This window comes from Bradyrhizobium sp. JR4.1 (assembly GCF_040548605.1).
In the GTDB taxonomy this organism is placed as follows: Bacteria; Pseudomonadota; Alphaproteobacteria; order Rhizobiales; family Xanthobacteraceae; genus Bradyrhizobium; species Bradyrhizobium canariense.
On record NZ_JBEPRY010000061.1, the window covers coordinates 1 to 11455 of the forward strand.

Genomic DNA, 11455 nt, shown 5'->3' on the forward strand with positions numbered 1-11455 from the left:
AAACTCCTTCAGCAGGCGCTTGTAATCGATGTCGAAGCCCAGAGTTTTCGCCGTCGCGTAGAGATTGGCTCCATCGATGAAGAGCGCGATCTTGTTTGTAGTGGAGGCCATTTTTGCTTTCGGAGGTACTTTCTGAGGAATGAGAGTGGGGAAGAAATGCGTCGCTGAAGACTAAATATGAAAGGTGGTTGTAGCATAGTTGCCATGGACGAGGTGCGCTAGGCGGTTGAAAAGGGGATTCACGCATACGCGAATGCTGCTCGTCAAAAATGCCTGGCAGCAAGAAGCCCGAGCAGAACTGTGCCCGAGACGGCGGATACTGCGACTTATTAATCAGGTTTTGCGTGGCCACCGATAGCATCGATGCCGCGGAGGACGGCAACGAGGTCACTTTTGACTTCTTGCGTTTTGGCCTTTGTGGCGTTGTTTTTGTAGGCATTGCCTTCCCGAGATAGCGGGATGCGGCCTGACCCTGACGCTCCCTGTCGGGATTTGTCCCCGATCTGCAGCCACCATTGCATGCTCGCGGACGAGAAAGCTTAGGGGATCTGGTAAACCAACGCGGACCGGAGCTGATGGTTTATGAATTGGCGATGTCTGTTGCCGGGGAATGGAGAGCCCCGACTTTTGCAACTCGGTGACTATATCAACCGAGGCATGCTCAAGGTAAATGCAACGTGTGCGCCGGTAACCGCACCTCCATGGAAGGTCGAGCCGATTTCGGAGGAAGTTGTTCCATGGACGAAGTGATCTTGCGCAAACTGGAGGAGCGTCTCGGACCGCTCCATGCGAGACAGCGATTGGGTATCGAGACGGACCACGAGGCACAAATCTTCGGCCGGGGGCTCCTCTCTTTTCACATAAGGAACTGGTATCCAGTCCATTCTGTCATTCGAAATGCACTTAAACTGACCGGTCTCTACTGGCGCGGACGCCGAAATACAGGAAGCATATTCGTCAAGCGCAATGATGTTACGTTCAAGGCGTTGCCACCGCTTTTCGACGGCTTCACCATACTCCACCTTAGCGACATGCATGTGGACATGAATGAAGCTGCCATGCAGCGCTTGATCGAACTCGTCGGCGACATGCGCTACGATCTATGTGTTCTAACCGGCGACTATCGGGGGAAGAACTTTGGACCGTTCGAGGCAACCTTGAACGGCGTCGCACGAGTGCGAGCTCATCTAAAGGAGCCCGTTTATGGGGTTCTGGGCGACCACGATACCATCCAAATGGTTCCGGGGTTGGAAGCCATGGGAATACGTATGCTGTTCAACGAGAGCGAGGCGATTGTGCGCGGCGATCAGCAAATCTATCTAGCCGGGATCGATGACGCCCACTACTTCAAGGCCGACGATATCGAAAAAGCTGCGTTGCAGATCCCGTATGGCGAGTTCTCTATTTTATTGTCACACACACCGGAGATTTATCGTCAGGCGGCTCATGCCGATTTTAATTTGTTGCTGAGCGGGCATACGCACGGTGGGCAGATCTGTCTGCCAGGATCTATTCCGATCATACTTGATGCAGACTTGCCTCGACGGATGGGGGCAGGAGCTTGGCAGTATCACGACATGGCTGGCTACACCTCTGTGGGTGCTGGATCGAGCGTCGTTCCTGTTCGTCTCAACTGTCCGCCAGAAATCACCCTGCACCGGCTTCGTTCGGGCTAACGGCGGGCTAATATGGTTCGTCGCGCAGGTTGGCTCGGAATAGAAAACGAGACAGAATTAGCGCGCCAATAAAAAAGACCCCGACGCCAAGCGCTATGTCTGCGATCGTCAATGAAAGAGCGTCGCGGCATGCCAGCATCGGAAATAGGGATTCGGGAATCTGATCGAGCCCGAGTGACTGGCTGCTCGGCGGATACTTTAGGCGGCGCTTCAGGAAGCTGGAGAACAAATCGCCCGCCATAGCCGCGCCCGCTACGATTGCACCGATCGTCGGATCCAGACCGATAAGCGGAGCGCTTGCTGTCGTGATGATGACTGAAATCAAAATACCGCGGATAGTTTTCGATGGCCCAAACAACGGCCTCCCATCAAACAATACGATGCCGGCATCCACCGGAAAGGAAAAACGTGGGCCAAAAATCTTCTTTGCAACGATCGGTGTGCCGTTCGCCAACGTCATTAAAACCAATAATTGCAGAATATGCAGAAATTGCATTTCTTCAGGTTAGCTTATAGTTGCATCCGACGGTAGTTCGATCTTCATTGACCATTGTGGGCGCCCTTCAGCGGGACGTCTTGCGCCGGTCATTCAAGGCCCCCGGTCGTGCCTCATCCATAACCTGAAGTCGCTGTCGCTGCTCGGCCGCGCCGACGTGATCGAATAGCGATGCAGTTTGCTGCAGTGCACGAGCCAAATGACCCAACGCGATATTTAGTGGATGCGTGGGAATTAACCACTGTCGGGTTGACCTTGGCCTCATGAGAATACGCTATATCTACCCGAAGGCCGTTCAAAAGGACTAGCTGGTGGACGAAGACATTCTGCGCAAGCTCGAGATCCGTCTCGGGCCGCTCCATGCCCGGCAGCGATTGGGGATTGAGAGAGATCACGAAGCTCAGGTATTTGGCCAGGGCCTCACATTTTTTCACCTTGAAAACTCATCTTGGGCCGAGTGGATCATTCGAAATGTTCTGAAGGCAACGGGGCTTTACTGGCGTGCACGACAGAATGCAGAACGCATTCTCGTCAAACGAAACGAAATGAGGTTCAAGACATTACCGCCGCTCTTTGAGGGCTTCACCATTCTCCACGTTAGCGACCTTCACGTGGATATGAATGAAGTTGCCATGAACAGACTCATCGAGCTGGTTGGCAGCATGCAGTACGATGTGTGTGTCCTAACTGGCGATTATCGGGGGCGGACTGTTGGGCCGTTCCAGCCCGCACTGGATGGTGTCGCGCGAGTGGCAACTCATCTGAAACAGCCAATCTATGCGGTGCTCGGCAACCACGATACGATTCGAATGGTCCCCGGGCTCGAAGCTATGGGCATTCGCGTGCTGCTCAATGAATGCGAAACAATCGTTCGCAAGGACCAGCGGATCTATCTGGCGGGAATCGACGATGCACATTTCTTCAGAGTGGACAACATCGAAAAGGCCGCTCTCTCGATACCCCGCGGTGAGTTCTCGATCTTGTTGTCTCACACACCGGAGGTCTATCGTCAGGCTGCGCATGCCAACTTTGATCTGATGCTGAGCGGACACACCCACGGCGGTCAGATTTGTCTCCCCGGATCCATTCCCATCAAGCTTGAGGCGGTGCTGCCAAGGCGGATGGGGGCTGGGCCTTGGCAGTACAGAGATATGACCGGCTATACTTCCGTTGGTGCGGGCTCGAGCGTCGTTCCCGTGCGCCTCAATTGCCCGCCGGAAATTACCTTGCACAATTTACGCCGCGGCTGACGCTGACCTAATGCGGTTCATCACGTACACGAGCCTGAAACAAAAGTCGGGCGGGAGTAGCTCGCCGACGAAAAATACCCCAACACCCGAGGCGCTCTCGGCAATCGAGACTTCCTTCTAAACCGGCCCTATGGCGCCAGTGACGGGGAGAATGGCAACGTGCTACCTGACATTTCGTTTCGAAGTCTTTCTTGCTTTCCCACGCTGACGCCGTTTTCGAATCGGAGTGATCTAGCAAGTCATAGGCCGATGTGAGGTTTGGATCCGTGAACAGCTCCTCCACGGCACGGGAGTGCGATGAACGTGGGCGCTGTCATTCAACTCGCAATCTGCCCACGTACGCTAAGCGCTCAGCTAAGGACCACCCATTGCAGACCTCCGGGTTGAAGACCGGTAGCATCCCGATGTTCTCGAAGGTGAAGGCGCTCGACATCGATATCCCTGCGACGCTGCGCGGCCGCGCCAACAGCACACTGGCGGAGATTGGTGAGTTTTTGGGATTTGGCGGGCAGTCCGCGACGCGCATGGCCGCGAAGGAGGTTCGGGCGGCGGTCGCTGCGCTGAACGCCGCTCTGGGGGACGGACAGAGGGCTGCGGCTTAGAGCGCGTACTATAAATGCGCGTCCGGTTTGCCCCTGCCACTGGGTCAAGGCCGACAAGGATGCACGTCGGCCCTGGGCCCAGAAGCAGACCTCGGCGGCGGCCGACGTCCAACTGCTTTGAGCCGACGCACAGAACCAGACTTCTCGGAGTGCCCGACCTTCATCATCTATTGCCGGTGGCGGGGGAGAATTTCTGAATAGTATTGAAGATCACGCCGTCGGTCGCGGATGCCGTGGCTTGAATCGGCAAAGTGAATTGCACGGTGATGCCTGGTCCGGCGTTTGGGGTGGCCCATATGCGTCCCCCGTGAGCTTCGACAATCGAACGGCAGATCGATAGCCCCATGCCCATGCCGCCGGGCTTGGTGGTGTAGAATGAGTCGAACAGGTGTTCAAAACTCTCCGGTTTCAGTCCCGGGCCAGAATCCTGCACGGCGACGAGCACTCCGCCCGATGCATCTTTCCCAGTGCCGATCAGCAACCCGCGCGACCCTTCGCTGACACCGCTCATCGCTTGGACGGCGTTGATGATCAAGTTAAGAAGCACTTGCTGCAGTTGGACTCGATCTCCTTGGATGGGCGGCAAGCCCTCCGCGAGTTGCGTCTGCACCGAGACATTGTTTTTCATCGCTTCGCCACGGGTCAGGGCAATGACCTCAACGACCGCGTCGTTGACCTCCAAGGCATCTTTGCGCGGAGGCTCCTTCTTGATGAGGGCACGGATGCGGCCGATGATGTCGGCCGCACGCTTTTCGTTTTCGACGGTACGACCAAGCGCCTCCCGGGCCTTGTCCAGATTTGGCGGCTGGCCATCCAGCCAGCGCAAGGCCGCCCCGGCATTGTTCATTCCCGCCCCGAGCGGCTGCATGACTTCATGTGTAATCGAGGCCGCCAGCTCTCCCATGGCGGTGACCCGTTGGACGTGGGCAAGATCCGCCTGCGTCTGACGCAGGGCCTCCGCGGCGCGCTTGCGCTTGGCCACGGAGGCGAACAGGGCCGCCAGATCGACGAGCACGAAGCCGGCGATCCCCACCGCCAAGGGGGTCCGATCGAGGGTCGCATCCACGTGGGTGTCCCCGATCGTGGCGGGAGCGCTACAAATGGCCGCCCGCATCCCGGTGTAGTGCATGCCGGATATGGCGACGCCCATGATGATGGCGGCGGCGAGCTTCTGCCCAGCGCCCCCGGTTCCGAACGCCAGCCACAGCGCCGCCGTCGCCGCGCCGATCGCGACGATGACGGAAAGCGCGAACCACAGGGGGTCGTAGCTCAATTGGACGGGCCCACGCATGGCGGCCATGCCCGTGTAGTGCATGGCGAGGATGCCGAGCCCCATGAAGACGCCGCTGAGCACGACGCGGGGGCGCCATGCGCCCGGGCTACTGATGACGTAGAAGCTGCCGCTCGTGCCCAGGATCGCCAGCACGAGCGAAAAGACAGTCAAGCCGACATCGTAAGACACCGGCATCGGCAGCTCGAAGGCGAGCATGGCGACGAAGTGCATCGACCATATGCCGCCTCCCATGGTGAGTGCGGCCGCCGCCAGCCAGATCGGGTGCGTGGGTACGCGCTGCGTGGGTATGTGGTGCGTGGGTCCTTGGGGCAGCGCCACGCGTTCGCCGAGATCCAGGGCGGTGTAAGACGCGAAGCCAGCGACCAGGATAGACAGGGCAACGAGAGAGGGATCGTATGTTGCGGTAACAATCATCGGGATCTTCCCCATTTTGGAGCAGAGACGAGGGAGGCACCACCCGATGCATCACAACCGGCATTCCCCGGATGCCCGCTCCTACGATTGCGCGACGCAAGGGCAGTTGGCGGCATGATGCAGCGAGGTCTCGGTTCTCTCAAGGGCAACGATAGTTCGGCAGCGAAGCTGTCTCAAGCGAGGCGCGCTGTCTGCCCGGTCGGCGGCGGCACTGGTTCGATGGGCCACCACCAGCCGCCAGAACCCTCTGTCGGATATCCGAGTCGGGTCACAAGCCTTCGATGACCGTAAGAGCGGCAACTTCCGACTTAGCCTCGGAAGCTGACGTCGTACACGCCTAGGCATGTACGCTCGCACGTCCCCCGATCTCTTACGTTAGTACAGGCTCAACGATGCGGCCGATCTGACGCGCAAGAGAGGCCGGTTCGATCCCGGCGAGCTTTTTCCGGCGTAGTGCCGTGAAGCCGCTGCATGCGGCCTATTCTTCCCTGTTCAAATAGAGAAAATCGACAAAGGAGGTTGCTCATGTGGCAACGCTAAACGAGTGCTTGGCCTCGGCCGAGTTGCATCTTGGCTTTCACAAACCGCCCGCGCGATCCAACGCGGCATCGCCGCAAGGCGTGAAGCGATGCGTGTGAGGGCATGCTGTAGGCCGGTACGGGGAGGGGCGTGGCAGTTTTGGGACGCAATCCGCCATCGCAGACCGCGGCTTTCCCGTTTCACACGCATCTGCAATTCAGAATATGGGTCTAAATTGCGGCTAGGCAATCGCGAGCATGGTCCGCACGAGTTGCGCGATCTTAAAATCGCATTGTCTCGGATTGATCTGTCGCAAATGCTGACACTCGACCATAGACTATATTGAGATCCGTTTATGGAGCTCTGCCATGATCATAGAGCGCTTATCCCAAGAGCATCTCAACATTGAGAAGCTGCTGGCCATCCTCGAGCGGGAGCTCGAGGTATTCGACCGCGGCGACCGTGCTGACTACGAGGTCATTCAAGCGGTTATCAGTTACTTCGAAGTCTATCCAGAAGTTTATCATCATCCCCAGGAAGACTTGGTATTTGCCAAGCTGAGGGCACGAGATCCAGCCGCTGCTGCGAAGGTCGGCGATCTAGCTCGCGAACACCAGAAAGGGGCCCAACTTTTACGCCGCGTCGCTCAGGCGGTCGACAGCGTTCTCGCGAAACGTGGCATTCTGCGCGAAGATGTGGATCTTATCATTCGGGATTTTATCGCGCACGAGCGCCGTCACATGAGGATGGAAGATCGCGATTTTTTTCCAGTGGCAGTTAAGGTTCTCGAGCCTCACGATTGGACTGAGATCGCTTCAGCCGCGACGAGTCACAACGACCCGCTATTCAGCGACGTTGCCGAGGAGCGGTTTGACACGCTGCGCGCACATATTTTGCGGCTTGAGCAAGAGGCTGACGCGGAGCGTAAGTAATCGCTACGGCGTCGCGCAATGCATTGTGCCGCGCGACGCTGGGGACTGTAAGTGGCTCAACCCGACGAAGGAATAACATGAATTAAGAACCACCGATAACACATGACAATCGAGTAATCGCTACCACTCCGTGCGCTTAGCGAGCGAGAGCTGTAGCCGCCAGATGCTCCCAGTACTCTGCCTCTGCGAACAGCTTCCAGCTTCTCTCAGCATCACGCGCGGCAGCCTGTCGGCATAGCAACGCCATCGCGCGAAAGCGGCGCATAGCTTCCATCGCAAACTGCCTGCTTCTGTTTTCCCCAATTTATTGTTTATTATCGCGACAGAGTCATCATCATTATGAGATAGAATTAATTTTGGCGATCGGCCGCCGACTGGCGCTCCGATAAGTCCGTCTGAGCGGGAACTATTTTCGCTTTGGGCTTCACATCGCTTTCGAATGCTACTTGGGTCTGCAGACGGATCGCTCCGCTTCGGATCGAGCAGGTCCGGGGCATCAAGGCCGATGCCTGCGGGGTTAGGCTTAGCTTAGGAGCGTGACCGGTCAGCAACACGCCCGTGCAAAGTCGCGCGAGCCGGCGTCCAACGTTACAATCCGAACCGACTGACAGCGGAGACTCTTCTCCAATCACTCCATTGCGAGCACGCAAAGCTTACTTGCGATCAGCCCGGCGCAAATGCCGGGCTTATTCGCTAAGGATCCTCATTCTCGCTCGGGATCAATTCTCGAGAACGCTACCATTTCCCTTCGGCCCCGCGACCGTCTCACGTTCTCGGAGCTACTGCGCGCGATAGCGCGGCTCGCGCTCGCGAGGGGGCGGGCGTTCGGAGGGATCGCGGCCGATCTTGGCTTGGAGCTCGATGAGATCGGTGAACACGTCGGCCTGGCGGCGCAGCTCGTCGGCGATCATCGGCGGCTGGCTCGCGATCGTGGAGATGACGGTGACTTGAACGCCGCGGCGCTGTACCGCCTCCACGAGCGACCGGAAGTCGCCGTCACCGGAGAACAGCACCATTTGGTCGATGTGCTCGGCGAGCTCCATGGCATTGACCGCGAGCCCAATATCCATGTTGCCCTTGACCTTGCGCCGGCCGCCGGTGTCAACGTACTCCTTGGTCGGCTTGGTGACGACGGTGAAGCCGTTATAGTCAAGCCAGTCGATCAGCGGACGGATCGAGGAGAACTCTTGGTCCTGGATAGTGAGTGTAGTAGAACGCGCGCAGAAGCGTACCGCGGCTCTGAAATTCGCTCCGCAGGCATTTGTAATCTATATCGAAGCCGAGCGTCTTGGTGGTCGCATAGAGATTGGCTCCGTCGATGAAGAGCGCAATCCTGTTGGGAGAGGAAGGTGACGTTCAGTTCACGCTTTCCGTGAAACACCGCAGATTGAACTGGAAAGATTGGCGGACGGCGACACGGATATGTCGGTCGCATTCTAGATAGGTCGCTAGAGAAGATCTTAGAGTACAGATGGATGCTTTAAGCTTCAACTATTTTCAAATGGTACCACGGCTCGAAACTCCGACATGAGCCGGCAGTTGGTCTGTCGGATCTGTAACGTCTCCTGTCCAAAAGGACATCGCCGAGTACAAGAAGGCATTAAACAAAGGATGCTGCCGTTGGATATGCTTCCAGCCAGATAAATACGTTGCAAAAGCGTCTGGAAGCCGCAAACTCGCTGCAGGCCGGTAATTAATCCGACGCCGGAATTGCGCTTTCAGATCACGGCAACACAACTTGGATGGCGGGCCCATCCGGCGATAGGACCGAATCCGGACGCAAGAGTTGCGTTGAATGCTCAGCTCAACGCCGAAGTTAAGCCTTTCGGCTGGTTGTTTTTGACTGTGCGCTATTGAGGGCGTTCACTCCATGGCATGGATGGAGACGACGTGATCACTTGGCTGCTAGTCATCATCATCGCGGTCAGGGTCGCAATCCTGATCGCCCACGCGATTGACGCCATACGGTCCTGAGCGCAACGGAGTGGCGCAGGATGGTGCGGCGTTCCCAAGCCAGCAGATGAACCGCGGCTTGAGATCGGAGAGCCTGCGTGTGGCAGCAGAGGCCGCAGCAGCGCCGCCGGCTGGGGTGGTAGATAGCGCGACCGGGGCTCAGGGGCCGGGTGAGCCCTCTGTGTCCAGCCCAAGCCGGGCAGGGCAAGGACGCCTTGCCGCCCGGATTCCGCTCGACGTTCAAGGACTGGTGCACGGACCATGTGAACGACATCGGTTTCCGTCTTCAACTTGAATATCTCGACGATGAGTTGATGCGCGGTGCCGGCTCCGGCGGTGCCGTAGTTCAAGCTGCGAGGCTTCTGTTTTGCTAGATCAATGACTCGATCGAAGGTCCTAGCTGGCACCTTGGAGTTGACACGACCACATTGGCAGCACGGCGATGACGGTTATAGGCGAGACGTCGCGTCCGAAGTCATAAGGCGGCCCGGTATAAGAAACTCTGAGCGATGCCGTGATGTGTCTCGCCCATCAACAAGGTGTAGCCGTCGGGAGTGATTTTGCGACCATGTCAGCGCCGAGCGTTGCACCAGCCCCGCCGCGGTTCTGTGTGATAACTGGCTACCCCCACTCAGCGGTCAGTCCCTGTCTGACTATTCAGGCCAGGACGTCTGTCGTCCTTCCGGCGGCGAACGGAACGATGATCTTGATCGTGCGATCGGTATAGCTCGCGCTCTCATCCTGAGCGGCGGCGACCGCCGCGGCTACGACTACCCAAGGGCTGCTGTGAGCATTGTCTTTAGGATGCGCATCGTTTCCTTCCTTCTTGTCTGCCTAGCCCAAGCGTCGGGCTGTACCAATGTACCAAGACCCACAATTCTGAGTGTACCAGCGCGCGATGATGATCGGCAGTCTCGGCGCCAAACGGAAATCTGAGCCGGCCTATCACATTCAAAAATCTTCCCGAAACGGGAGGCTTTTCGATTCATGGCGTTGCACTATCGCAGTCCGGTCGACGGCAATGGTCCTCTGAATCTGGCGGCTGGGAGGGAAACCCGCATCAAGCTTCTTGCGTCGTCGCTCAGAGCGGCCACAAACGACGCGTCCCGACACTATCGAGCGCTGGCCGGCATCCAATTGAGGCTTTGCTGAAAGGTCGAGGCGGCAATGAGCCGCTTCTGCACTCCTACTAGCAGATGGCGATCCAGTACGTCGACGGCATTATCGTTCAGAAAATATGATCGTGCTGCCCGGATTGCCTCCCGTGACTTCCGTCCTGCGGCCGTAACTTGTTCGGGACGATTTGCATCAAGCTCGGCTCCCAAAGCCGATTCAAGCGCGCGGATTGTACGGGTCGAACCCATGCAATTCTTTCTTCGTGTTCGAGACGGGGCGAAGCTATGTTTGAGACCAAATGAGAGATGTGCGAACAAACTGGCACGCAGCTAAACGCTCCCCTGCCGCAAACGCAAATCAGCCTTGCTCTGACGCTTTGCGCAATATTTGTAACTAAGGGCAAGTTGTCGGAGTCGCGCGTCGCAGTTGAAGCATGTGCGAAGCAATTCGTAGCATTTCCAGCAATTTTGGGTGTTCCCGAATTACCAGTCGATATGCCAAATACTCCACCGCGTTTGAACGTCTGAAATAGCTTGCGACTGAAGTTGAGGTCGCGATCTTCCCCAAGAGCGTATGTTCTTTTGGACGATTGACGATCCCTCGCAAATTGAAAACGGCCAAACACTCCAATTGGACCGCTAACGCTTTGGAGCAAAAGTTTGAAGCCGTTCGGCGAAATTGAATGGGAGAAGCGGCGCCCTGACGCGCGTGATCCTTACATCGTTAAACGCGTCACTTGGTCCTGGTTGACTGCCGAGCTTGTCCAGATCCGGCCAACAGAGCTGGAGTACAGAGTAAAGGCCGACGCTGCTTATCTGGCGTTGCACGACTTTCTCCGAGCCGATGGTGAGACGATCATTGACGGAAGAATCCGTTCGACCCTACTTGATATTCAAGACACATTAACGTTCGTGCCGGCCGGATCTTTCGTAGAGGGCTGGAATCGGTTCAAAAGCCGGACGTCATCCGTTGTTGCGGTTCATCTCTCCCATCTCGCATTAGCCTCGAAGGCAACTGACGTTTCAGAGATTCCTCCATCTCTGTACTTTGAAAACGAGAGTCTCAGGGCAACGCTCCTCAAGCTCCGAAGCGTTTTGGATGGCTCAAGTATCGTAAGCGCGAATTTCCCTGCACCTTTTGCTTTTGAGTGCTCTGATGCATGAGGTGTCCACCAAAATAGGTGGACACCTTGTGATGGCAGAC

General features: G+C 57.1%; 8 protein-coding genes and 2 pseudogenes. 5 read left to right on the forward strand and 5 right to left on the reverse strand.

What is annotated here, in order from left to right; all coding sequences use genetic code 11:
* Positions 1 to 111, reverse strand: a pseudogene (locus ABIB90_RS41225) (LabA-like NYN domain-containing protein); the annotation flags it as partial.
* A 626-nt stretch (positions 112 to 737) separates the two neighbouring features.
* Here ABIB90_RS41225 and ABIB90_RS41230 point away from each other — a divergent pair.
* Positions 738 to 1676, forward strand: a complete 939-nt coding sequence (locus ABIB90_RS41230) for a metallophosphoesterase (protein ID WP_354202934.1) — start codon at positions 738 to 740, stop codon at positions 1674 to 1676.
* Positions 1677 to 1683: 7 nt separating this feature from the next.
* Here ABIB90_RS41230 and ABIB90_RS41235 read toward each other — a convergent pair whose 3' ends face one another.
* On the reverse strand, positions 1684 to 2172 hold the full coding sequence (locus ABIB90_RS41235; RefSeq protein ID WP_354202935.1) for a cytidylyltransferase family protein: 489 nt from the start codon (positions 2170 to 2172) through the stop codon (positions 1684 to 1686).
* Positions 2173 to 2483: 311 nt separating this feature from the next.
* Between ABIB90_RS41235 and ABIB90_RS41240 the strand changes: the two genes are divergently transcribed.
* Both ABIB90_RS41240 and ABIB90_RS41245 read left to right on the forward strand, forming a co-directional pair.
* The gene (locus tag ABIB90_RS41240) at positions 2484 to 3422 is read left to right on the forward strand and encodes a metallophosphoesterase (RefSeq protein WP_354202936.1); all 939 of its coding nucleotides are present in this window, start codon (positions 2484 to 2486) and stop codon (positions 3420 to 3422) included.
* Positions 3423 to 3790: 368 nt separating this feature from the next.
* Complete coding sequence (locus ABIB90_RS41245; protein ID WP_354202937.1) at positions 3791 to 4024, forward strand: hypothetical protein; 234 nt, start codon at positions 3791 to 3793, stop codon at positions 4022 to 4024.
* A gap of 163 nt (positions 4025 to 4187) precedes the next feature.
* On the opposite strand, the gene ABIB90_RS41250 is transcribed toward ABIB90_RS41245, so the two are convergent.
* Positions 4188 to 5732, reverse strand: a complete 1545-nt coding sequence (locus ABIB90_RS41250) for an MHYT domain-containing protein (protein WP_354202938.1) — start codon at positions 5730 to 5732, stop codon at positions 4188 to 4190.
* Positions 5733 to 6619: 887 nt separating this feature from the next.
* Here ABIB90_RS41250 and ABIB90_RS41255 point away from each other — a divergent pair.
* Entirely contained in the window at positions 6620 to 7183 is a 564-nt protein-coding gene (locus tag ABIB90_RS41255; protein ID WP_354202939.1) for a hemerythrin domain-containing protein, read from the forward strand.
* Between the two features lie 779 nt (positions 7184 to 7962).
* On the opposite strand, the pseudogene ABIB90_RS41260 reads toward ABIB90_RS41255, so the two are convergent.
* Both ABIB90_RS41260 and ABIB90_RS41265 read right to left on the reverse strand, forming a co-directional pair.
* Positions 7963 to 8515, reverse strand: a pseudogene (locus tag ABIB90_RS41260) (LabA-like NYN domain-containing protein).
* A gap of 518 nt (positions 8516 to 9033) precedes the next feature.
* Entirely contained in the window at positions 9034 to 9543 is a 510-nt protein-coding gene (locus ABIB90_RS41265) for a hypothetical protein (RefSeq protein ID WP_354202940.1), read from the reverse strand.
* 1368 nt (positions 9544 to 10911) lie between these two features.
* Here ABIB90_RS41265 and ABIB90_RS41270 point away from each other — a divergent pair.
* A complete protein-coding gene (locus ABIB90_RS41270; protein WP_354202941.1) occupies positions 10912 to 11415 on the forward strand; it encodes a hypothetical protein in 504 nt (167 codons plus the stop codon).
* The last annotated feature ends 40 nt before the right edge of the window (positions 11416 to 11455 follow it).

What these genes read in the sequence shown, in the direction of transcription:
- ABIB90_RS41255 (WP_354202939.1), top strand. Translation starts at nt 6,620, where the DNA reads ATGATCATAGAGCGCTTATCCCAAGAGCATCTCAACATTGAGAAGCTG.
- ABIB90_RS41230 (WP_354202934.1), top strand. Translation starts at nt 738, where the DNA reads ATGGACGAAGTGATCTTGCGCAAACTGGAGGAGCGTCTCGGACCGCTC.
- ABIB90_RS41235 (WP_354202935.1), bottom strand. Translation starts at nt 2,172, where the DNA reads ATGCAATTTCTGCATATTCTGCAATTATTGGTTTTAATGACGTTGGCG.
- ABIB90_RS41250 (WP_354202938.1), bottom strand. Translation starts at nt 5,732, where the DNA reads ATGATTGTTACCGCAACATACGATCCCTCTCTCGTTGCCCTGTCTATC.